Annotated in this window: 22 protein-coding genes; 13 read left to right on the top strand and 9 right to left on the bottom strand. The window is 51.9% G+C overall.

The annotated features are described in order from the left end of the window. Positions 1-40: 40 nt before the first annotated feature. A complete protein-coding gene (locus tag OGY83_RS15455) occupies positions 41-835 on the bottom strand; it encodes a DUF2950 family protein (RefSeq protein ID WP_286636255.1) in 795 nt (264 codons plus the stop codon). A gap of 10 nt (positions 836-845) precedes the next feature. Continuing rightward, the gene (locus tag OGY83_RS15450) at positions 846-2,450 is read right to left on the bottom strand and encodes a DUF3300 domain-containing protein (protein WP_286636254.1); all 1,605 of its coding nucleotides are present in this window, start codon (positions 2,448-2,450) and stop codon (positions 846-848) included. A gap of 448 nt (positions 2,451-2,898) precedes the next feature. On the opposite strand from OGY83_RS15450, the gene acnB reads away from it, so the two are divergent. The 6 genes from acnB to OGY83_RS15420 all read left to right on the top strand — a co-directional run bounded on the left by acnB (position 2,899) and on the right by OGY83_RS15420 (position 10,184). Continuing rightward, positions 2,899-5,496 (top strand): bifunctional aconitate hydratase 2/2-methylisocitrate dehydratase, encoded by a 2,598-nt coding sequence (gene acnB / locus OGY83_RS15445; RefSeq protein WP_057067418.1) that lies wholly within the window; start codon positions 2,899-2,901, stop codon positions 5,494-5,496. A gap of 174 nt (positions 5,497-5,670) precedes the next feature. After that, positions 5,671-6,033, top strand: a complete 363-nt coding sequence (gene yacL, locus OGY83_RS15440; RefSeq protein ID WP_079937069.1) for a protein YacL — start codon at positions 5,671-5,673, stop codon at positions 6,031-6,033. 179 nt (positions 6,034-6,212) lie between these two features. Then, positions 6,213-7,166, top strand: coding sequence for a 2-keto-3-deoxygluconate permease 1 (locus tag OGY83_RS15435; RefSeq protein WP_286636253.1), 954 nt, complete (start codon positions 6,213-6,215; stop codon positions 7,164-7,166). Then, positions 7,163-8,434 carry a D-threonate kinase gene (dtnK, locus tag OGY83_RS15430; protein WP_286636251.1) on the top strand — a complete coding sequence of 424 codons (1,272 nt, stop codon included), beginning with the start codon at positions 7,163-7,165 and terminating at the stop codon, positions 8,432-8,434. The genes OGY83_RS15435 and dtnK overlap by 4 nt, the downstream gene beginning before the upstream one ends. Next, the gene (locus OGY83_RS15425; protein ID WP_286636249.1) at positions 8,424-9,407 is read left to right on the top strand and encodes a D-threonate 4-phosphate dehydrogenase; all 984 of its coding nucleotides are present in this window, start codon (positions 8,424-8,426) and stop codon (positions 9,405-9,407) included. The genes dtnK and OGY83_RS15425 overlap by 11 nt, the downstream gene beginning before the upstream one ends. Before the next feature lie 9 nt (positions 9,408-9,416). Further along, positions 9,417-10,184, top strand: a complete 768-nt coding sequence (locus OGY83_RS15420; RefSeq protein ID WP_048227081.1) for a DeoR/GlpR family DNA-binding transcription regulator — start codon at positions 9,417-9,419, stop codon at positions 10,182-10,184. A 30-nt stretch (positions 10,185-10,214) separates the two neighbouring features. On the opposite strand, the gene OGY83_RS15415 is transcribed toward OGY83_RS15420, so the two are convergent. Beyond that, a complete protein-coding gene (locus OGY83_RS15415) occupies positions 10,215-10,562 on the bottom strand; it encodes a YacC family pilotin-like protein (RefSeq protein ID WP_003018667.1) in 348 nt (115 codons plus the stop codon). A 153-nt stretch (positions 10,563-10,715) separates the two neighbouring features. On the opposite strand from OGY83_RS15415, the gene cueO reads away from it, so the two are divergent. The 3 genes from cueO to hpt all read left to right on the top strand — a co-directional run bounded on the left by cueO (position 10,716) and on the right by hpt (position 14,983). Next, positions 10,716-12,356 carry a multicopper oxidase CueO gene (gene cueO, locus OGY83_RS15410; protein WP_286636248.1) on the top strand — a complete coding sequence of 547 codons (1,641 nt, stop codon included), beginning with the start codon at positions 10,716-10,718 and terminating at the stop codon, positions 12,354-12,356. Between the two features lie 184 nt (positions 12,357-12,540). Further along, positions 12,541-14,196, top strand: a complete 1,656-nt coding sequence (tcp, locus tag OGY83_RS15405; protein WP_286636247.1) for a methyl-accepting chemotaxis citrate transducer — start codon at positions 12,541-12,543, stop codon at positions 14,194-14,196. Between the two features lie 250 nt (positions 14,197-14,446). After that, complete coding sequence (hpt, locus tag OGY83_RS15400; RefSeq protein WP_003018658.1) at positions 14,447-14,983, top strand: hypoxanthine phosphoribosyltransferase; 537 nt, start codon at positions 14,447-14,449, stop codon at positions 14,981-14,983. A 68-nt stretch (positions 14,984-15,051) separates the two neighbouring features. Here hpt and can read toward each other — a convergent pair whose 3' ends face one another. Next, the gene (gene can, locus OGY83_RS15395) at positions 15,052-15,714 is read right to left on the bottom strand and encodes a carbonate dehydratase (RefSeq protein WP_003018654.1); all 663 of its coding nucleotides are present in this window, start codon (positions 15,712-15,714) and stop codon (positions 15,052-15,054) included. A gap of 108 nt (positions 15,715-15,822) precedes the next feature. Here can and OGY83_RS15390 point away from each other — a divergent pair, with 108 nt between their 5' ends. The 4 genes from OGY83_RS15390 to OGY83_RS15375 all read left to right on the top strand — a co-directional run bounded on the left by OGY83_RS15390 (position 15,823) and on the right by OGY83_RS15375 (position 19,351). Beyond that, positions 15,823-16,749 carry an ABC transporter ATP-binding protein gene (locus OGY83_RS15390; RefSeq protein ID WP_191213400.1) on the top strand — a complete coding sequence of 309 codons (927 nt, stop codon included), beginning with the start codon at positions 15,823-15,825 and terminating at the stop codon, positions 16,747-16,749. After that, on the top strand, positions 16,746-17,516 hold the full coding sequence (locus OGY83_RS15385; RefSeq protein WP_008786229.1) for an ABC transporter permease: 771 nt from the start codon (positions 16,746-16,748) through the stop codon (positions 17,514-17,516). Before OGY83_RS15390 ends, OGY83_RS15385 begins: the two co-directional genes overlap by 4 nt. A gap of 103 nt (positions 17,517-17,619) precedes the next feature. After that, positions 17,620-18,060, top strand: coding sequence for a PTS sugar transporter subunit IIA (locus OGY83_RS15380; protein ID WP_079937062.1), 441 nt, complete (start codon positions 17,620-17,622; stop codon positions 18,058-18,060). A 61-nt stretch (positions 18,061-18,121) separates the two neighbouring features. Continuing rightward, positions 18,122-19,351 (top strand): polysaccharide deacetylase family protein, encoded by a 1,230-nt coding sequence (locus tag OGY83_RS15375; protein WP_286636246.1) that lies wholly within the window; start codon positions 18,122-18,124, stop codon positions 19,349-19,351. A 1-nt stretch (position 19,352) separates the two neighbouring features. On the opposite strand, the gene OGY83_RS15370 is transcribed toward OGY83_RS15375, so the two are convergent. From OGY83_RS15370 to OGY83_RS15345, 5 genes are all read right to left on the bottom strand, one after another. Beyond that, a complete protein-coding gene (locus OGY83_RS15370; protein ID WP_286636245.1) occupies positions 19,353-20,417 on the bottom strand; it encodes a fimbrial protein StkG in 1,065 nt (354 codons plus the stop codon). Positions 20,418-20,531: 114 nt separating this feature from the next. Next, a complete protein-coding gene (locus OGY83_RS15360) occupies positions 20,532-21,614 on the bottom strand; it encodes a fimbrial protein (RefSeq protein ID WP_286636244.1) in 1,083 nt (360 codons plus the stop codon). A 17-nt stretch (positions 21,615-21,631) separates the two neighbouring features. Next, positions 21,632-22,231, bottom strand: a complete 600-nt coding sequence (locus OGY83_RS15355; protein ID WP_286636243.1) for a fimbrial-like protein — start codon at positions 22,229-22,231, stop codon at positions 21,632-21,634. Positions 22,232-22,245: 14 nt separating this feature from the next. Next, the gene (locus OGY83_RS15350; RefSeq protein WP_286636242.1) at positions 22,246-22,809 is read right to left on the bottom strand and encodes a fimbrial protein; all 564 of its coding nucleotides are present in this window, start codon (positions 22,807-22,809) and stop codon (positions 22,246-22,248) included. 26 nt (positions 22,810-22,835) lie between these two features. Continuing rightward, complete coding sequence (locus OGY83_RS15345; protein WP_286636241.1) at positions 22,836-23,405, bottom strand: fimbrial protein; 570 nt, start codon at positions 23,403-23,405, stop codon at positions 22,836-22,838. Positions 23,406-23,424 lie beyond the last annotated feature (19 nt).

Here is a 23,424-nt window from a genome sequence, read left to right as displayed (position 1 = left end):
GTGGCGCTAGCGCTAACCCGGCCTAAGGCTTAACCTCGCTTTACGGTGCTACGGGCTGCCAGATTTTATCCGGATGGAATGTGGTTAACGCCTGTGCTTTTTGCTGAGAATCAACGCCGAGATCGGCCTGGTAGACTTTATCTTCACCGTTAATCATAAAACTCATCACGCCGGTGTGATCGTAGCTAACAGGCCACGCTACCATGGCAAAACCGCTGGTTTTATCGGGAAGGATCCGGAAGCGATAGCCGTGATAGCCTGTGCCAGGCTCCTGTGGACTAAAGGCCGGGCCAAGCGGACTTGGCGCTTCGCCGGGTGAAACAGGCCAGTACAGACCGTCTTTTTTCCCTTCAGAACTGACAATCTTTTGCGCGTACTTTTGGTTCATCGCAAAATAGCTCTGCTGGGCATCAACATAAGCGTGTAACGCCTCGATAGCCGCGAGTTCGTTGCGTCCAATCTCACGGGTCAGGATCTCTTCGGCTGCTTCCTTGATATCAAATTGCCAGCCTGAAGCGTTTTTGACGACTGGGATCGGCAGCTGCCAGTCGCTGTCCCCGACCACCAGGTGCGCGATATTGCCGTCGACAACGGTGTTATGGCGAACCTTCCAGTCGCGCAGGAAGCGATCAACCGCATCAGGATCGACGCCTTCTGGCGGTAGAAAATCACGCCAGTTTTCCCCGAGCAGATTGCTCATTGCACTTTCATTTTGCTCACTGATCGCGTTTGCCAGCGCATCGGTCGCTTGGTCTGGTGTGCTGAAGGATTGCTGTGCCATCGCGGTAGCCGAAACCATGAACAACACCATTCCACTGAGTAGTTTATTTTTCATGTTGGTTCCCTTAACGATGACGGAATTCACGGTGTTCAGCACGCCCGCCAGAAGGCTGGCGCGATGGCTGATTACGGGCGACCTGTCGGCTCTGGGCCCCTCGCTGTTGCTGTGCCTGCCAGTTGGCGGAGCGACTGTCGTTACCGCTCAGCGCATTGGCGCGTGGCTGACTGGTCCGTTGTTGAAGATTACGCTGTTGCACATTGTGTTGTTGCGCTGGTTGCGTGACCCGTTTCTCCTGTCGCTGTGCGACTGCCTGACGATTCTCTCGTTGCTGTGTGCTTGTCCGTTTCGCGGTTTGCGGCTTGGTATCGTAACCGCGGTAGTTGTTACGCTGTGAAATTTGCTTCAGCTGTTGGCTGGACGCCTGACGCTGGGCGTCTTTCGTGCCCGTACGTGCCGTCTGCGGGAATGTTTTCCCCGTTGATTTTTCCATTTGGCTCATCGCAGCCTGGCGCTGGCTATCACGGTTGGCCGGTCTTTGCTGGGTTGAACTTAAGCCTGTAGCCGTGTTCGTGGAATGGAAGCGGTTATTGAGCTGGTTATTTGGGTATGGCACACCCTCACGATAGGCCGGGTTGTGTTGCCAGGTACGGTTGGCATCTGTCAGCCGTTGCCCACTGATTTTATTGAAGTTATCAACGTTAATGTTGATGTTGTTATCACCATTACGGTTATAGCCGCCATGGTTATCCCAGTCATCATTATGATGGTGATCGTCGTCGTCATCCCAGTCGATGTTGCTGAAGATGGCATAGGTTGTGGCAACACCGAGGCTGAAGCCTAAACCGTTAACGAAGCTGTTGCCAAACTGCTCGCCGGGCGTAGGCGGCAGATAAGTTGGCGGATAAGCGGTATTCGGCCAGGTACCGTAAACCGTATTCGGATTATAGGTGGGAACGTACACCACCTGCGGATCGGCGGATTCAATCTTGATTACCGTTGGGCTTGTTGATGTGGTCGTGGCTGTTGTGGTCGCTGAACTGGTCGTCGACTCGCTGGTGACGGTTTTAGCTGGCGCCGCTTTGGTCACGGTAGTGACGGTCTGTTGCGGTGTTGATTGCAACGCACCGGTCTGTTGCGCCAGCGCGCGCAGACGTTGAACGGAATCCATGACGTCTTTCGGTTGTGCGAGGAAAGCATCGCCCAGGCTTTGCACCCACGGCGGATTTTCACCCATCAGCGACATCAACTGAGGAAAGGCGACCAGTGATTTCACGCTGGGATCCCAGGGTTGGCTGGCAACGGCCTGAATGGCGGTATCGCCCTGCATTTTGGGATTGTCTTTTGACCACTGTGCGGCCTGGATAACGTTAGCCGGATAGGTTGAGGCCATCAAAATTTGCGACAGCAGCGAGTCTGGATAGAGCGCGATGGGTGCAACCCACTGATCGATTTGTGCTGCCGAATAGGTTGGTGCCACGGCGGGCGCTGTTTGGTCGGCCGGAGCAGGGGCCGCTACGGGAGCTGGGGCTGGTGCTGACGGTTGCTGTGCAACGGGGGCAGGAGCCGCAGGCTCCGTGGCGCGACTTTTAACGAACATCACGCCAGAGGCGGCAAACAGCCCGGCACTGCACAAAAGGACAAGCAGATGTGGCTTAAGGGGCAACTTCATAAAATGACTCCAACGAGACAAGCGCTGTGCCGTGAGGCGTTCCTGTTGCCGCGAGTATTATTCACCCGTGTTAGACAGTTTTGACTTTTATTGGGGATTCGCCCGGTAAGTCCGGAAAAAGAGTGTGAAGATTTATTACACAATTATATCTGATGGCGGGAAAATCGCTGGAATATTCAGCAGGTCGCGCTTGAAAATCAACCGTTTCAGGGCGGTTTCAGGCAGCCTAAATTGCGTTGCGCCTTGTCGCTATACCATTCTTAACGATTCAGCCAATTTTTTATGTTGCTTTTTTGTAAACGGATTAACACTTAGTGAAAATCCTGTTATTGTGCCTTATGCGGTACCGGGCATTTACCCTACTAACTACTGTCTCACAGGAGCGTGAAGAGAATCGCCCATCTACAAAAGCGCCGCATTATGACAATGAGAGCGAGGAGATATCGTCGTGCTAGAAGAATACCGTAAGCACGTAGCTGAGCGTGCTGCCCAGGGGATTGTGCCAAAACCTTTAGACGCAACCCAAATGGCTGCACTTGTCGAGCTGCTGAAGACCCCGCCTGTGGGCGAAGAAGAATTCCTGTTAGACCTGTTGATCAACCGCGTTCCTCCTGGCGTAGATGAAGCCGCTTATGTTAAAGCTGGTTTTCTCGCCGCTGTCGCGAAAGGCGACACCACCTCCCCGCTGGTTACCCCGGAAAAAGCCATTGAACTGCTGGGCACTATGCAGGGTGGTTACAACATTCATCCGCTGATCGACGCGCTGGACGATGCAAAACTGGCGCCGATTGCCGCTAAAGCGCTCTCTTCAACACTGCTGATGTTCGATAACTTCTACGACGTAGAAGAAAAAGCCAAAGCGGGCAACGAATATGCGAAGCAGGTAATGCAATCCTGGGCTGATGCCGAATGGTTCCTGAACCGTCCTGCCCTGGCTGAAAAAATCACCGTTACCGTCTTCAAAGTGACGGGTGAAACCAACACCGATGACCTTTCTCCGGCACCGGATGCATGGTCTCGCCCGGATATCCCTCTGCACGCGCTGGCGATGCTGAAAAACGCCCGTGAAGGTATCGAACCGGATCAACCGGGCGTGGTTGGCCCGATCAAACAGATCGAAGAATTGCAGAAAAAAGGTTACCCGCTGGCTTATGTGGGTGATGTTGTTGGTACCGGTTCTTCGCGTAAATCCGCGACCAACTCCGTGCTGTGGTTTATGGGTGACGACATTCCTCATGTACCGAACAAGCGCGGCGGCGGGCTGTGCCTCGGCGGCAAAATTGCACCTATTTTCTTCAACACCATGGAAGATGCGGGCGCACTGCCGATTGAAGTGGACGTGTCGAACATGAACATGGGCGACGTGATTGACGTTTACCCGTTCAAAGGCGAAGTACGCAACCACGAAACCGGCGAACTGCTGGCAAGCTTTGAGCTGAAAACCGAAGTCCTGATCGACGAAGTACGCGCCGGTGGCCGTATCCCGCTGATCATCGGTCGTGGCCTGACCACCAAGGCGCGCGAAGCGCTGGGTCTGCCGCACTCAGACGTCTTCCGTCAGGCGAAAGACGTGGCGGAAAGCAGCCGTGGCTTCTCCCTGGCACAGAAAATGGTTGGCCGCGCCTGCGGCGTGAAAGGTATCCGTCCGGGCGCGTACTGCGAACCGAAGATGACCTCCGTGGGATCTCAGGATACCACTGGCCCAATGACCCGTGACGAACTGAAAGACCTGGCGTGCCTGGGCTTCTCTGCTGACCTGGTGATGCAGTCCTTCTGCCACACCGCGGCCTACCCGAAGCCGGTGGACGTCAATACACATCATACGCTGCCAGACTTCATCATGAACCGTGGTGGTGTCTCCTTGCGTCCGGGCGATGGCGTTATTCACTCCTGGCTGAACCGTATGCTGCTGCCGGATACCGTAGGTACCGGTGGTGACTCCCATACCCGTTTCCCTATAGGGATCTCCTTCCCGGCAGGTTCTGGCCTGGTAGCATTTGCTGCGGCGACGGGCGTGATGCCGCTGGATATGCCGGAGTCCGTTCTGGTGCGTTTCAAAGGCAAAATGCAACCGGGTATCACCCTGCGCGATCTGGTACACGCCATCCCGCTGTATGCGATCAAGCAGGGTCTGCTGACCGTTGAGAAGAAAGGTAAGAAGAACATCTTCTCTGGCCGTATTCTTGAAATCGAAGGTCTGCCGGATCTCAAAGTGGAGCAGGCGTTTGAACTGACCGATGCCTCCGCTGAACGTTCTGCTGCCGGTTGTACCATCAAGCTGAACAAAGAGCCGATCGTTGAGTACCTGAGCTCTAACATCGTTCTGCTGAAGTGGATGATCGCTGAAGGCTACGGCGATCGTCGTACGCTGGAACGTCGTGTGCAGGGCATGGAAAAATGGCTGGCGGATCCGCAGTTGCTGGAAGCCGACGCGGACGCAGAATACGCGGCAGTGATCGACATCGATCTGGCGGATATCAAAGAGCCAATCCTGTGTGCACCGAACGATCCGGACGATGCGCGTCTGCTGTCTGACGTACAGGGCGAGAAGATCGACGAGGTGTTTATCGGCTCCTGTATGACCAACATCGGCCACTTCCGTGCCGCTGGTAAGCTGCTGGATGCGCACAAAGGCCAACTGCCGACGCGTCTGTGGGTGGCTCCGCCAACCCGTATGGACGCCGCTCAGCTGACTGAAGAAGGCTACTACAGCGTATTCGGTAAGAGCGGTGCGCGCATCGAAATTCCAGGCTGCTCTCTGTGCATGGGTAACCAGGCGCGTGTAGCCGACGGCGCAACGGTGGTCTCGACCTCTACCCGTAACTTCCCGAACCGTTTAGGTACCGGGGCGAACGTCTACCTGGCTTCTGCGGAGCTGGCGGCGGTTGCGGCGCTGATCGGCAAACTGCCGACGGCAGAAGAGTACCAGACCTATGTGGCGCAGGTAGATAAAACGGCCGTAGATACTTACCGTTATCTGAACTTCGACCAACTGTCTCAGTACACCGAGAAAGCCGATGGTGTGATTTTCCAGACCGCGGTGTAATGCGCTAAAGCATTTTGTGTAAAAACGCATCAATGCCCGGAGACGTCTGCTTCTCCGGGCATTTTTATTTCTATTCCTTATACCCGCTACGCTTTTTTTCTGCCGCGCTGCTGCGATAATTACAGCAAGGCGCAATGCGGTATTGGCGCATTGCCGGGAGCAGAGGAAGACATTATGGATTACGAATTTCTGCGCGATATTACCGGAGTGGTAAAAGTGCGTATGTCCATGGGCCACGAGGTGGTGGGGCACTGGTTTAACGAAGAAGTGAAAGAAAACCTGGCCTTACTTGATGAAGTGGAACAGGCGGCGCGTGCGGTTAAGGGCAGTGAGCGCTCCTGGCAGAGAGCAGGGCATGAATACACGCTCTGGCTGGATGGCGAAGAAGTGATGGTTCGCGCTAATCAGCTGGAGTTCTCTGGAGATGAAATGGAAGAGGGGATGAGCTACTACGACGAAGAAAGTTTTTCGCTCTGTGGTGTAGAGGACTTTCTTCAGGTTGTGGCGGCATACCGCGAATTTGTGAATCAATCCTGAAATATTTCAGATATCAATGAAGCCGGGTGAGATTAACCCGGCTTTTTTTCACCTGAATGATTATTTGATTTTAATTAATCATTTTAAAACTGTGATCTGCCGCGTTTGTGATCTTGTTTTGATTGAATATAATCGTTGTGATTTTTTTTAATCACAACATGACAACAGGCGGGAAGACCATGAACATCAAGAAGGCAATAGAACGCGTACCCGGCGGCATGATGGTTGTGCCGTTGGTTATCGGTGCCATTATCAACACTTTTGCCCCGCAGGCGTTGCAGATCGGTGGATTCGCCACTGCTTTATTTAAAAATGGCGCGGCTCCCTTGATTGGCGCGTTCCTGCTCTGTATGGGCGCGGGAATTAGCGTAAAGGCGGCGCCGCAAGCTTTGCTACAAGGCGGCACGATTACGCTGACCAAGTTACTGGTCGCGATTGCGATTGGTCTCGGGGTTGAACACCTGTTTGGCGCGGAAGGCATCTTTGGCTTAAGTGGCGTCGCTATTATTGCGGCAATGAGTAACTCCAATGGCGGGCTTTACGCGGCGCTGGTTGGCGAGTTTGGCAATGAACGTGATGTCGGCGCGATCTCCATTTTGTCTCTGAATGACGGACCTTTCTTTACCATGATCGCGCTGGGCGCAGCGGGTATGGCAAACATTCCTGTCATGGCGCTGGTGGCGGTTCTGGTACCGTTAGCGGTTGGCATGATCCTCGGTAACCTTGATGCCAATATGCGTGACTTCCTGACCAAAGGCGGTCCACTGCTTATTCCTTTCTTTGCGTTCGCACTTGGAGCCGGTATTAACCTGGAAATGCTGCTGCAAGGCGGTCTGGCGGGCATTCTGCTGGGCGTGCTGACCACCTTTGTGGGTGGCTTCTTTAACATTCGTGCCGATCGTCTGGTAGGCGGGAGTGGTATTGCTGGTGCTGCGGCATCTAGTACGGCGGGGAACGCCGTCGCGACGCCACTGGCTATAGCACAGGCCGATCCCTCGCTGGCAGAGGTTGCCGCTGCGGCAGCGCCGCTGATCGCTGCGTCAGTCATTACAACCGCCATTCTGACGCCAATTCTTACGTCGTGGGTCGCGAAAAGACAGGCTCGTCAGACCGTGCAGGAGAAGAAAGCATGAAAATGATCGTTATCGCCGATGACTTTACGGGCTCTAACGATACCGGCGTACAGCTGGCGAAAAAAGGGGCGCGTACCGAAGTAATGCTGACCCCAGCGCAGAAACCGTCGCGCCGCGCCGATGTTCTGGTCATCAATACGGAAAGCCGGGCGATGCCGGCAACGCAGGCTGCTACAGCTGTACAACAAGCGTTAGCGCCATGGTGTGAGGGCGTAACAACACCGCTGGTATACAAAAAAATTGACTCGACATTCCGTGGCAATGTGGGGGCTGAAGTCACCGCAGCCATGCGTACAGCCGGTCGGACGCTGGCTGTGATTGCGGCGGCGATTCCTGCTGCCGGGCGCACCACGCAGGATGGCTTGTGCCTGGTCCATGGTGTGCCGCTGCTGGAAACGGAATTCGCTAGCGATCCAAAAACGCCTATTCACTCTTCGCGTATTGCTGAACTGGTCGCGCTGCAAAGCGAAATCCCTGTACATGAGGTATCGCTGGCGGATGTGCGCCGGGGAAGCTTGAGTGCGCTGCTGAGTGCTTTTGCAAAAGCAGGCGAATGTATGGTGGTAGTGGATGCAGTGGAAGAGCGAGATCTCGCGTTGATTGCTCAGGCTGTCTGTGAGCTAAAACAGATGCCGCTACTGGTCGGGGCGGCGGGGCTTGCCAATGCGCTACCGGCCGGAACGTTTATGCAAGAGAAGCAGGAATTACCGGTGTTGGTTGTGGCTGGCTCAATGAGTGAAGCAACGCGACGCCAGGTGGAAAAAGCAGTGTGTCAGGGCCGGGCAAAAGTCGTTGATATCGATGCCTCGCGGTTGGTTGCATCGTCATTTGCACAGGAAATGGACTCTGTTATTGAACAGGCTTGCGCGCAACTGAGCCAGCAGCAGCACACGATCTTACGCACCAGTCGGTGTGCAGAAGACCGGGACATGATCGACACGCTGTGTTTCAACGTGGGGATGAGTCGCCAGCAGTTGGGAGAGTTGCTGAGTCAGCGTCTTGGGGAGATAACGCTACGCATTATTGAACAAGCACGTATCGGCGGTTTGTTCCTGACCGGAGGCGATATTGCCACGGCTGTCGCCAGTGCGTTGGGTGCCGAAGGGTATCGCATCCACAGTGAGGTCGCCCCCTGTATTCCGTGCGGAACGTTTGTGAATAGTGAGATTGACGACTTGCCGGTAATTACCAAAGCGGGCGGATTCGGTTCTGATACGACCCTTTGCGATGCGCTGTATTTTATTGAGGAGATGTACCGTGGTAACTAAAACAATTGCGATTACGATGGGAGATCCGGCGGGGATTGGCCCGGAAATTATTGTTAAAGCACTACGCGAAGATGAACTTAATGGTGCACCGCTGGTGGTGGTTGGGTGCCTAAAAACGCTGCAGCGGTTACAGGCTCAGGGGCTGGCTGACGGAGCAACATTTCGCGCTATCGAACAGGTCGCCGATGCCAGATTCACGCCAGATACGATTCATGTGATTGATGAACCGCTGGCGAAACCTGACGAACTGGTCCCGGGTACAGTGCAGGCGCAGGCGGGCGATCTGGCCTATCGCTGTGTGAAGCGGGCGACTGAACTAGCGATGAAGGGGGATGTGCATGCCATCGCGACCGCGCCGTTGAACAAAGAAGCGCTGCATCTTGGTGGACACAATTATCCCGGGCATACCGAACTGCTGGCAACGCTGACGGAAAGTCGTGATTACGCGATGGTGCTGTACACCGATAAGCTGAAAGTTATCCATGTTTCGACGCATATCGCTCTGCGCAAATTCCTTGATACGCTCAATGGGCAACGTGTCGAAACGGTGATTGGTATCGCGGATACCTTCCTGAAGCGCGTAGGCTTTGCACATCCGCGTATTGCCGTTGCGGGGGTGAATCCACATGCCGGAGAGAATGGCCTGTTTGGCGATGAGGAAATTCGTATTGTCGGACCCGCGATTGAGAATATGAAAGCGAAGGGGATGGATGTTTACGGTCCGTGCCCGCCGGATACCGTGTTTTTACAGGCTTATGAAGGTCAGTATGACATGGTGGTGGCGATGTACCACGATCAGGGGCATATCCCACTGAAATTGCTGGGTTTCTATGATGGTGTAAATATCACAGCAGGTTTACCGTTTATTCGTACCTCTGCCGATCACGGTACAGCATTTGATATCGCCTGGACGGGAAAAGCAAAATCTGAGAGCATGGCCGTATCGATCAAACTGGCAATGCAACTGGCGTAATTTACTGTTATGAAAGGGCAACACCGTCTGGATAAGATTGTGGCGTATTTGAAAAATCATACGCTGGTAACCGTGGAACAGTTGGTTGACGCGGTTGACGCCTCCCCTGCAACGATCAGACGCGATCTCATCAAGCTGGATGAACAGGGGGTGATCAGCCGCAGCCACGGCGGTGTTGCGTTACGACGCTTTGAAGCGGCGCAGCCAACCACAAACGAAAAGCAACTGCGATCGCCTGCTGAGAAACGGGCGATTGCGCGTTTTGCCGCCTCAATGGTGCGTGCGGGCGATGCCGTAGTGCTTGATGCCGGTACCACAATGCTGGAGCTGGCAAAATGTCTGACGCATTTACCGCTGCGAGTGATTACCGTTGATCTGCACATTGCCCTGTTTTTGTCAGAATTCCGTCAGATAGAGGTGACGATTGTCGGTGGGCGTATCGATGACAGCAGCCAGTCCTGTATTGGTGAGTTTGGCCGGAAAATGTTGCGTAGCGTTTATCCCGATATCGCTTTTATGAGTTGTAACACCTGGAGTATGGAAAAGGGTGTAACCACGCCAACGGAAGACAAAGCGGGATTAAAGCAGGAGATTATTGCTAATGCTCAACGGAAGGTATTGCTGGCGGATAGCAGTAAGTACGGTGCACATTCATTGTTTAATGTCGCGCCGCTCAGTCGCTTTACCGATGTTGTTACCGATGTGAATCTACCGCCAAACGCGCAGACTGAATTAAAAGCGCAATCCGTTGCCCTGACGCTGGTACAGCCAGAGTAACGGAAATATCAACCGTGGTTGCGCCGGAGATTATTTAACGTAGGCCAACAGGCTCAGGGAGTCACGCGCCAGCGCTTTGCATTTCTTTGCTGTTGGGATGCCGATACCGCTGAGATCGCGGTAGCTGTCTTCACCCAGCGCTTTCATATTGAAGGTGTCGTAATTACTCAGGTCCCACTGGTTTTGCTGGGCAAAAAAGACCAGTGCGCGACGAATCTGCCCATTAGGCAAATTCTGGTATCCACAGTCATTTTTCAGAAAAACAAAAACTGCCGTTAAATCGGCCATATCTTCGGCTTCGGACTCGCTAAGCGCGTAGCTGTTTGCGCATACGGCCATCAGGCTGCCGAACAAAACTGTTCTGAAAAACGTCTTCATTGCTTCTACCACTGCATCACGGAATTTAAACGTTAGCATACTGCGAGCGAAGCGACGACCTTTATTATTAGCCGTTCACTTGACCTTCCCGTAAGGGGAAGGCTTATGCTTAAAAGATAGCCTGCTTAAGCTGCTGAATATAAGGAAGTGATTATGCAACGTCGTGACTTTTTAAAGTACTCCGTGGCGCTGGGCGTCGCGTCAGCGTTACCTCTGTGGAGCCGGAGCGTATTTGCCGCAGACCGCCCTGCATTGCCCATTCCAGATCTGTTAACCGCGGATGCATCTAATCGCATGCAGTTGGTGGTGCAAGCCGGACAGTCGAGCTTTGCTGGTAAAACAGCGACAACCTGGGGATATAACGGCAATTTACTCGGACCTGCGGTCAAGCTGAATAAAGGGCAATCAGTGACCGTGGATATCCACAACCAGCTTGCCGAAGAAACGACGTTGCACTGGCACGGACTGGAAATCCCCGGTGAAGTAGACGGTGGACCGCAAGGCATTATCCCGGCGGGCGGGAAACGTTCAGTGACCTTCACACCGGATCAGCGTGCGGCAACCTGCTGGTTCCACCCGCATCAGCATGGGAAGACTGGTCGTCAGGTAGCGATGGGACTGGCCGGACTGGTGCTGATTGAAGATGAAGAGATTCGCAAGCTGCTGCTGCCTAAGCAGTGGGGCATTGATGATGTACCGGTGATTATTCAGGACAAACAGTTCTCTGCTGATGGGCAGGTTGATTATCAACTGGACATCATGACCGCCGCTGTTGGCTGGTTTGGCGATACGCTGCTGACCAACGGGGCGATTTATCCTCAACATGCCGCACCGCGTGGCTGGCTGCGCCTGCGTCTGCTGAATGGTTGTAACGCACGCTCACTGAACATTGCGGCCAGCGATAATCGTCCTTTGTACGTCATTGCCAGCGACGGTGGACTGTTGGCGGAACCGGTAAAAGTGACCGAGCTTCCTATGCTGATGGGCGAACGCTTTGAAGTGCTGGTGGATGTCAGTGACGGTAAAGCTTTTGATCTGGTCACTCTTCCAGTCAGCCAGATGGGGATGGCGATCGCGCCATTTGATAAGCCGCACCCGGTGATGCGCGTTCAGCCGCTGCTGATTACCGCTTCCGGCACGCTGCCAGATTCTCTGACATCCATGCCATCGTTGCCGTCACTGGAAGGTCTGACGGTGCGCAAGCTGCAGCTGTCGATGGATCCGATGCTCGATATGATGGGCATGCAAATGCTGATGAAGAAATACGGCGCTCAGGCCATGGCGGGTATGGATCATGGGAAGATGATGGGCCATATGAATAATGACAATATGGGCCACGGCAATATGAATCATGGCAATATGAACCACGGTGAGATGGGGAATATGCAGCATGGTGAGATGGGGAATATGCAGCATGGTGATATGGGCAATATGAAGCATGGATCATTCGACTTCCATAACGCCAACCGGATTAATGGTCAGGCGTTTGATATGAATAAACCGATGTTTGCCGCGGCGAAAGGGCAGCACGAACGCTGGGTGATTTCCGGTCAGGGCGACATGATGCTGCATCCGTTCCACATTCACGGCACGCAGTTCCGCATTCTGTCTGAGAACGGCAAAGCGCCAGCCGCACACCGCGCGGGATGGAAGGACACGGTGAGGGTAGAAGGCGGCGTGAGCGAGGTATTGGTGAAGTTTGACCACGACGCGCCAAAAGAGCATGCCTATATGGCGCACTGCCACCTGTTAGAGCATGAAGATACCGGAATGATGCTCGGCTTCACCGTCTAAATAAATCGCGCTGTGCTTATCCGGCCTGCAGAAATCTCTCGTAGGCCGGATAAGACACAGTCTCTTTCCAGCGTTTCACCGCACGACTCCCTCCTCCTGCAAATTCTGCTATTGCACATAAAGTAATCGCCTTTGAAGCCGATAATTATTGGGTACCCAATGTGAGTTCAATGGATGAAATACTATGATTAAAAATGTGCGCGTAATTACCGGCATTCTTCTGGTTCTCGCCATTTTCTGTTTGCTACAGGTCGTGACAGGAAGCTTTTTTTATTCTGCGGTAAACAATGATCGCCATAATTTCCAGAACTCAGGCACCCTGAATGCCCAACAGGAAAATCTGAGTGATAGTGTCAATACGCTGATTAAAACCCGGGTAACAGTAACTCGCGTAGCAATTCGTTTCTTAAAGAATCAACGCGATCCGGCCTCACTGGCGGCAATTGATACTTTGCTAAAAACGGCGAGTGAGTCGATGAAAAAGGCTGAGGGATACTTCGCGCATTATCAGTCATTGCCGCAGGTGTCGGGGCAGAATCCGCAAATTGCATCTGAAATGGAAAAACAGTATCGGCAGATGCACGACGTGATGGCGTTATCGATAGAGTATCTGCGCGCGAATAACTATCAGGCCTATGGCGATCTTGATGCTCAGAAGGCGCAGGATGAGATGGAAGCCAGCTATGACCAGTGGCGTAACGAAAATAACGCGCTGCTGCAGCACGCGGCGGCGGAGAATCAGCACAGCTTTACCCGCATGCAATGGACGTTAGGGGCAATTGTCGTCGCTGTGCTCATCGTTCTGGGCATGATCTGGAGTGGGTTGCAGCATATGCTGCTTAAACCCCTGGCGCAGATCATGGAGCATATCCGCATTATTACCCGTGGTGATCTGACCCATCAACTCGACGTCCAGGGACGTAATGAAATGGGGCGTTTGGCGACGGGCTTAGATGAAATGCGACAGTCGCTGATTTCGACAGTCACGTCGGTGCGTAACAGCTCAGAATCGATTCATAGCGGTGCAGCGGAAATCTCATCAGGTAATAACGATCTGTCTTCGCGTACTGAGCAGCAGGCTGCTTCACTTGAAGAGACAGCCGCCAGCATGGAACAGCTTACTGCGACCGTGAAGCAAAATACGGACAATGCGAAACAGGCGACTCAACTGGCTAAGAATGCGTCTGATACTGCCGCGCGTGGTGGACGGGTTGTTGATACAGTCGTGCACACAATGAGTGAAATTGCCGGTAGTTCACAGCAAATTGCGCAGATCACCAGCGTCATCGACAGTATTGCTTTCCAGACCAATATCCTGGCGCTCAACGCGGCGGTTGAGGCAGCCAGAGCAGGAGAGCAGGGACGCGGATTTGCTGTTGTGGCGGGTGAAGTCCGTACCCTGGCAAGTCGTAGCGCTCAGGCAGCCAAAGAGATCAAAGCGTTGATTGATAACTCAACTCACAGCGTGGGGATGGGATCTCAGCAGGTGTCGGACGCGGGTAAAACGATGAAAGAGATTGTCGCAGCGGTCACCCGCGTGACGGACATCATGGGGGAAATCGCCTCCGCCTCGGAGGAGCAGAGTAGGGGGATTGAGCAGGTGAGCCTCGCAGTCTCGCAGATGGACAGTGTCACACAACAAAACGCCGCGCTGGTAGAAGAGTCTGCTGCCGCCGCCGCTTCGTTGGAACAACAAGCTGAACAGTTACGCCTGGCCGTGGCAGCATTTCGTATCACTCGCGATGCCTCCAACAGTGAGCATCGAAATCCACCTAAGAATGCCCCACGAGCGACTTCTGTGGGGAGTACGACACAAGACCCGCATTGGGAAACGTTTTAGTCACAGGCTGCCAGCGTTCCTGGTTTTGATTAATAAGCGCACAAAAAACGCTGCAAACGGGTTCTCCTGTGAACTATCAGAGGAACCCGCTCTCTTTACTGGTATACTTCATCAACTGAATTGTTTGTATGCTGTCGCAAGTTTTGTGGTTAGAGCGGGTCGCCGTCTGTCAGTCGGTGTATCAACGTAAGCGCTTTCTTTCGATCTGCATGATGTGTCAACTGATAAAAATCAGTGAGTTATAGGGTTTATGAAACATACTGTTGAAGTGATGATCCCGGAAGCGGAGATCAAAGCGCGTATTGCTGAACTGGGGCGCCAGATTAACGAACGTTACAAGGACAGCGGCAGCGATATGGTGCTGGTTGGTCTGTTACGTGGCTCATTTATGTTTATGGCGGATCTGTGCCGTGAAGTGCATGTCTCTCACGAAGTCGATTTCATGACGGCATCCAGCTACGGCAGCGGAATGTCTACCACGCGTGATGTTAAAATCCTGAAAGACCTGGATGAAGACATTCGTGGCAAGGACGTGCTGATTGTCGAAGACATCATCGACTCCGGCAACACGCTGTCTAAAGTGCGTGAAATTCTGAGCCTGCGCGAGCCGAAATCCCTGGCTATTTGTACGCTGCTGGATAAACCATCTCGTCGTGAAGTGAATGTTCCGGTCGAGTTTATCGGCTTCTCTATTCCAGATGAGTTTGTGGTCGGTTACGGCATTGATTATGCCCAGCGTTATCGCCATCTGCCGTATGTCGGCAAAGTGGTGCTGCTGGACGAGTAATCCCGCAGCGTCTGATGGCGCAGGTTTGTAGGCCGGGTAAGGCGTAGCCGCCTCCCGGCAATGTCACATCATTTATGGTTGCTGTGTTTCTGACTCAGGTTAGACAAGCCCTGACGATAGCGCTGCTCCAGCGTTTCACGACTGGTGGCGGTAACGTCCAGATCGCGCAGCAGACCGTCATGAATACCGTATGCCCAGCCGTGAATAGTGACTTTCTGACCGCGCTTCCAGGCTGAACGCATAATGGTTGAGTGGCCCAGGTTATAGACCTGTTCCATCACATTCAGTTCGCACAGGGTGTCCATGCGACGTTCCTGCGGCATTTCACCCAGCAGTGAGCTGTGTTTGAACCAGATATCGCGGATGTGCAGTAACCAGTTATCAATCAGCCCCTGTTCTTTATTTTCAATCGCCGCCTGGACGCCACCGCATCCATAGTGGCCGCATATAATAATATGTTCCACTTCCAGCACATCCACCGCATACTGAACCACTGAGAGACAGTTCAGGTCGGTGTGAATAACCAGATTAGCAACATTACGGTGAACAAATAATTCACCCGGTTCAAGACCGGTTAAACGTTCAGCGGGAACGCGGCTATCGGAACATCCAATCCATAGAAAACGCGGATTCTGGGCATGCGTCAGCGTTTCAAAAAATCCGGGATCCTCTTCTACCAGCATCTTTGACCATAGTGCATTGTTGCTGATGAGTGTATCTATGTCTTTCATGGAGTTGTACGACCCGAAGCCAGATAAATTCGATGGGCTAATATAGGGTAACTCCAGCATTAATTAAACTATATATAAAATGTCAGAACGTAAGGTAAGTAAAAAACCATGACCATTGCTCTGGAACTTCAACAACTTAAAAAAACCTATCCCGGTGGCGTTCAGGCGTTACGTGGCATAGATTTGCAAGTCGAAGCGGGTGATTTTTATGCGCTTTTGGGACCGAATGGCGCAGGAAAATCCACCACCATTGGGATAATCAGCTCGCTGGTGAATAAAACCTCCGGGCGGGTGAGCGTCTTCGGATACGATCTCGAAAAAGATACGGTTAACGCGAAACGCCAGCTTGGTCTGGTACCGCAGGAGTTTAACTTTAACCCGTTTGAAACCGTGCAGCAGATCGTGGTCAACCAGGCGGGTTACTACGGTGTTGAGCATAAAGAAGCGGTCAGACGCAGCGAATTATATTTAAAGCAGCTCGATTTATGGGAAAAACGTAACGAGCGTGCGCGCATGCTGTCCGGCGGGATGAAGCGCCGTCTGATGATTGCCCGTGCGCTGATGCACGAGCCAAAATTACTCATCCTGGATGAACCAACGGCGGGCGTCGACATTGAGCTGCGTCGTTCAATGTGGGGCTTTTTAAAGGATTTAAACGATAAAGGCACCACCATTATTCTGACCACCCACTATCTCGAAGAAGCGGAAATGCTGTGTCGCAATATCGGCATTATTCAGCACGGCGAGCTGGTGGAAAATACCTCGATGAAGAGTCTGCTCTCCAAGCTGAAATCCGAGACCTTTATCCTCGATTTGGCACCCAAAAGTCCGCTGCCGAAACTGGAAGGTTATCAGTACCGACTGGTCGACACTTCCACGCTGGAAGTGGAGGTTCTGCGTGAACAAGGGGTCAACAGCGTCTTCTCTCAGCTGAGCGCACAGGGGGTTCAGGTATTGAGTATGCGTAACAAAGCGAACCGACTGGAAGAACTGTTTGTTTCTCTGGTTCATGAAAAACAAGGAGATCGCGCATGATGCAGCTTTACTGGGTTGCGCTGAAAAGCATCTGGGCGAAAGAGATCCACCGCTTTATGCGGATCTGGATCCAGACGCTGGTTCCTCCCGTCATTACGATGACGCTCTATTTTATTATCTTTGGTAACCTGATCGGCTCGCGTATCGGCGAAATGCATGGTTTTAGCTACATGCAGTTTATTGTGCCGGGGCTGATTATGATGGCGGTGATCACCAACTCGTACGCGAACGTGGCATCGTCATTCTTTAGCGCCAAGTTTCAGCGCAATATCGAAGAGCTGCTGGTTGCCCCGGTGCCGACGCACGTGATTATCGCCGGTTTCGTCGGCGGCGGCGTGGCGCGTGGCCTGTGCGTAGGCATTCTGGTCACGGCTATTTCACTGTTCTTCGTACCGTTCCAGGTGCATTCCTGGGTCTTTGTGGCGCTCACGCTGGTGTTAACGGCGGTGCTGTTTTCGCTGGCTGGCCTGCTGAACGCAGTTTTTGCCAAAACCTTTGACGATATCAGCCTGATCCCAACTTTCGTGCTGACACCGCTGACCTATCTGGGCGGCGTGTTCTATTCGTTAACGCTGCTGCCGCCGTTCTGGCAGGGACTGTCGCATCTGAACCCAATTGTCTACATGATTAGCGGCTTCCGCTACGGCTTCCTGGGGATTCATGATGTTCCCCTGGTTACCACGTTTGGTGTGCTGGTGGTGTTTATCGCGGCGTTTTACTTGCTGTGCTGGTATCTGATTCAGCGTGGACGCGGTCTGCGTAGTTAATTCTTTCTTCCTCTCCCAGGCTGGGAGAGGAAGACTTTTGATGCTTATCACCATTACCGATTTATCACCCTGATAAACTACTTGCCTGCTAAGGAGGTAGGCAATGTTAGGTTGGGTAATTACCTGTCATGACGATAAGGCACAGGATATGCTATATCGTCTGGAGAAAAAGTACGGCCCGTTGGTCCAATGCCAGTCGGTAAATTTTTGGCGTGGGCTCAGCGCGAATATGCTCAGTCGCATGATGTGCCATGCCCTGCATGCTACAGACTCAGGCGAGGGCGTGATCTTCCTGACGGATATGGCCGGGGCCGCGCCTTACCGTGTAGCGTCGTTAATGAGCCATAAACATCCCAAGTGTGAAGTGATTTCAGGTATCAGCTATCCTTTGCTTGAGCGAATGCTTTCGTCGCGGGAATCGATGAGCAGCTCTGCGTTTCGTGATTGCATCGTCGCGCTTGGCGGCCCCGAAGTCACCAGCCTCTGGCATCAACAACAAAAAAATCCCCCCTTCGTGTTGAAGCATGATTTGTATGAGTATTAATCATTGGTATTGATGATGCTTTTGCTACAATAGCCGGGGTTTCTCGCCTCGGTTATCTCAGATGGTTATACGCGTTCTGCTTGTTTTGTTGCTCCTTTTCTCTGGCAGCGTGGCTGCGGCTTTGCCTGCTCGCTATATGCAAACCACCGAAGCAGCCGCTGTGTGGGCGCAGATTGGTAACAAGATGGTGACGGTCGGGAATATTCGCGCCGGGCAGATCCTTGCCGTTGAGCCAATTGCGGCAGACTATTATGAATTCACCTTTGGTTTTGGGACCGGGTTTATTGATAAGGGGCATCTGGAGCCCGTTCAGGGGCGGCAGAAAGTCGACGATGGCCTGGGCGATCTCAATAAACCGCTTAGCAATCAAAGCCTGGTAACCTGGAAAGATACGCCGGTTTATAACGCTCCAGATGTCGGTAGCGCGCCGTTTGGTGTGCTGGTGGATAATCTGCGCTATCCGGTTATCAGCAAGCTTAAAGACCGCCTCAATCAGACCTGGTACCAGATTCGCATCGGCGGCCGGTTGGCTTATGTCAGCGCGCTGGATGCGCAGGAAGACAACGGCATCCCGGTGTTAACCTATCACCATATTCTGCGCGATGAAGAGAACACCCGCTTTCGCCATACCTCTACGACGACCTCCGTACGCGCCTTCAGTAACCAGATGGCCTGGCTCCAGGACCGTGGCTATACCACGTTGACGATGTACCAACTGGAAGGCTATATCCGTAACAACATGAATCTCCCGGCGCGGGCGGTGGTGCTGACTTTTGATGATGGGCTGAAGTCGGTGAGTCGTTATGCTTACCCGATTCTGAAGCAGTACGGTATGAAGGCCACTGCGTTTATCATCTCCTCACGCATCAAGCGTCACCCGCAGAAGTGGGATCCGAAATCACTGCAGTTTATGAGCCTCTCTGAACTGAACGAGATAAGGGACGTGTTCGACTTCCAGTCGCACACCCATTTTTTACATCGGGTTGATGCCAATCACCGACCGATCCTGCTGAGCCGCAGTTATCACAATATTCTGTTTGATTTCGCCCGTTCGCGCCGGGCATTGTCCCAGTTCAATCCTCACGTCCTGTATCTGTCTTACCCGTTTGGCGGTTATAACGCTACGGCGGTAAAAGCGGCAGGTGATGCGGGATTCCACATGGCGGTCACCACGGTGAGAGGGAAGGTTAAGCCGGGGGATAATCCGTTCTTATTGAAACGTTTGTACATCTTAAGAACGGATTCGCTGGAGACCATGTCGCGGCTGATCAGTAATCAGCCGCAGGGGTAGCTTATTCGTAGGTGACCTGGAAAGTGACGGTGGTGCCGAAAATACCGGACGTGACGGCTTCGCTCCCGCTTTTTACCAGTTTAGCCTTATAGGTGGCGTTGACCGTATTAACGGGGGTACCTATGATATCACCTATAGCAATCACTTCAGGAGCGCTATCTGCGTACATATGGGAGTAAAGAGGAGAGCTAATTTTAACCGCGGCACCTTTTGCTGCGGTGATGCTACTGTTGCTCTGAATGGCATTGGTGAACAATCCTTTATCCGCCGTTGTATTTGCTGATTTTGCCACGACAGAAACTTTAACCGTTCCTACGCAAGAGCCGGTAATCTGAAACGGGACTTCTGTCGTTTTATCATTTTCAACGTCTTTTCTGAACCAGGTACCGAGATCGACCGTTGTTGGGGCCGTGAGAATACAGCTGGGCGCAACAATCGGAATGTTAAACAGCATATCTGAAATGGTAATCAGCGGACGTGGATGGTCTTCTTCGGTGGTGCCAATAGTTCTACCGACGGAAACATGACCAATTGGTCCGCCTATTGAGCTGATAAATGAAATACCATCCGGAACCTTAGTAAAACCCGGCATTTGGTAGATATCCATTCGCGCATGCCATTTTTTCTCATCCAATATGCCTTCGTTATTATGACTATTCCCTGTGAGGTAATAGGATCCCGTATTTTGAGGAAACCAGCCGATGACGCCTTGCCCGGTCGGATACATACCAATAGCGTACTCAATACCTGGGATATTGGTTCTGAACAGCGCCTTTCCATCGGAGGTATAGCCTGTCAGCAGCGCGTTATCCGTCATTTGCCAGATGTTTTCAGCATCATCACCCACTTCGCAGTAAGTGGTCATTTGCGGGGTCAGTTCCATCGTAATGTTGCTGGCAATAATGGTTGGCTCAGAGACCGGAGGACGGAGCGTGATGATCGGCTGTGTGCCAGGCGACATAATTTGCCGGGTGTCGCCATTATAAAATTTACATTCCACCTTAGCATGGGCCGCATCCGATGCGGCCCACAAAAGTAATACGGTCCATAGCGGTGATAACTTCATGATAAATCCTTTTATTCATAACTCACATCAAGCAATACTTTGCTGGTTACTGTGCCCGCTGTAACGGCAGCGGTATTCTGGTAACGCGCATAAAACGTATAGTCCGTCAGTTAATTAGTCATAGCTCATGGTAAAAATACTTGTCGCTTTAAACTGACCCGCTTTAAAGGCATTACCATCCGGAACCAGTTGCGCGTTGAAATTTACCGTGATGGAGCCAGGGATTGAATCGTCCTTTTGCATATCGATAGAGGTATCATCATTTGGAACTAACGTTTGGTTATCGCCATGGTAAATTTTTACGCCCATGCCAGCGGCTTCACCGGATAGGGTATTCCCCAGGAGAAGATTATTCCCCGTTAGTATTGTCGATGTCATCTTGGTAGTTATTTTCGCTACGCTGGTGCAGTCGCTGGCTGTAATAGCAAATGGCACTTTTCTGGCGTTATTACCCTTAATATCTGATACATAATAATCACCCATATCAACAGTATTATTGCCAGTGGATAATGCCGTAATATCGCAGGTTGGTAATATTACAGGTATCTGAAACGATGACTCATCCACGGTGAATTTCCAGGGCTGGTTATTGCTATCGGTATGAACACCTAAACTCATTGAACCAAGCGTTCCTGCTTTGGGCGTAATTACCGTCAAGTCATTCGGGTTTCCATGAAAATCATCTGTTACTCTAATTTCAATGGTTGCGTTAAACGTTTTTCCATCCCAGTTGCCCTCAACTCCATCATCCGCAGCAATTTTAGTATAGCTGCTCGTATCACTGGCAAAATAACCGCCGTAGCCATCTGGAGTATGAATATAAACCGTATACACCACGCCGGGGATATTGGTTTCGAAGATCGCATGCTGGTATAACGATCCAGCAAAAACGGATGGGTCCGTAATTCCCCACAGATCCTCGCCATCGTCGCCAACGCTACAGTGTGCAGTCAATGTTGGCGTTAGGCCTGTAGTAAAAGTTGCAATGGTATAAAAACCGCCCCCGGGCGGGGGGATGCGTATCGGCCCACCGGTATAGGTGGAGTTCGTAAGGACTGTGGTGTTGCCATATCCTTGACCGAAACGACACTCAACATCAGCCCATGCGACGCTTTGCTGGAGTAATAAAGTGCTAAGCACTATTTTGAGCAGTAAACGGATATTGATGTATTCCTTTATGACACTAAATATTCCCATTGTCTTTCTGTCCGGTTTTACTCATAGCTAACATCGACCAATACCTTGCTGGTGACAATTCCGCCACTCACTAAGCCGGTATTCTGGTAACGCGCATAAAACGTATAGTCCGTCAGGTAATTGCTACTTTTCTGACCATCCACGCTGTAAATAACGCTGGAACTGCCGTCACTATTTAGCACGTTCGTTTTATAGGCATCGGAAAATATGACAATACCCACATTTTGTGCCGCGCCAGAGACAGCATCGTTTTTGAACACCTGCTTCTGGTTATCGACGAAACCGGATTGTGGTGAAAAACGAAATTGAAGCTGTTTTATATCTGGGCCATCTTCACAGTTATCTATATGGATATTAAATGGTGTGCCACCCGCTTCATCGGTAGGTGAATAGCGGTTACTGTTATCACTGTTGTAAAACCAACTGCGCATTACCGTTGGCAGATAGATTTCTCCGCCATTCTCCACGGTTAACTTACATGTGCTGTTTACTATATTGGCTGTAAGGTTAACGTCGAGCCCCGACCCTGCCAGGCTTACGCCTGGCAGGGTCGTACTAGCCAGCCCCATAAGCAACACAAGACCGGGCTGGAAAAAAGTAAACGGTGTTAGTTGCATGATGGTTCCTGGAATTATGGATAGGTAATTGTAAACGTCACTGGCGCAGTAACCCCGCCGGCCGTCACATCAGCGATAGTTTGGCCTTGCCCTACGACGATACGTGAGTTCATCGGGAATTCACCTGTGCCGTTAGCAATGGTAACTTCCTGAGCCGCTGGCGGTGTGTTGCATTTCATCAGTACGCCGGTGTCGACAACGCCTGACCAGACTTCAAAGCCCGTGGCTAAGCCGCCAGAGTAAGAGTCACCGCTGTTGGTGATGCCAGAACATTTTCCACCAGAACCTTTCGCAGCCGATACGGTCGCTTTTGTTACACCAGAGCAACTGCTAAAGGTAATTTTGAATGGTTCTACACGGGTTTTGTTTACCAGGTCGGATTTGAATACGTCACCAAAACCGATTTCTGCTGTTTCAGTGCCAGCGCTGTTGACCAGTTTTGCCGTGCAGGTACCTGATGTCACGGTGGTCAGAAATGTCATTTTTACACTTGGTGTGCCGGTAATTGCCGCGTTTGCCATTCCAGTGAATAAAATGGCAGATGCAGACAGGGCGATAAAAGTTGAGTTAAATTTCATAATATTGCTCCGTTATCCTGCTCAAATCATTCGTAAGTAAATTCAAAGGTAGCGACGGTCTGGAATGCACCGATTGACATTTGGCCTGGGTTTGTTTCCCGCAGCGTAGCGATAAGAGGCACTTCTTTTTGGGTTTCTATTTCGGTTGTCGTCCATACCAGACGTTTTGCATCGTCAGTGGAGTTAATGAGGAATGGTTGCGTTGGTGCAGAAGCACGCGCAATTTCTACCCCTGACCAGTTCGCGCCGCCGCTTGCGATTAATTGGTTAGTCAGCGCCGTCGGTAAAACAGATGCAGGGCTTCCCTTGACCGTTGTCTTTAATGACTTTAAGGATGAAGGACATTCAATAATGGCAATTTTAAATTGCGCCGTAACGTTACCAGCTCTGACATCATCAATACGAACCTGCCCATCTTTGCCGAACGTTATTGATTGATCTGTATCTGAGCCTGTACCACCAACTAGTTTCATATCGCAGGTGGTTTCGCGAATATTTGCCGTAAAGTTAACGTTGAGATCGGTTGCCGCTGCAGACCCCGTCATCGCTAACATTGCTAATGCGATTAAAGAATAACCGCAACGTTGTTTCTTCATATTATTTCCCATGGATGTT

This window comes from Citrobacter sp. Cpo090 (genome assembly GCF_030332665.1).
Classification (GTDB): domain Bacteria; phylum Pseudomonadota; class Gammaproteobacteria; order Enterobacterales; family Enterobacteriaceae; genus Citrobacter; species Citrobacter portucalensis.
Note: the sequence above shows the minus strand (reverse complement) of the source record. Positions and strands in the feature narration are given on the sequence as shown.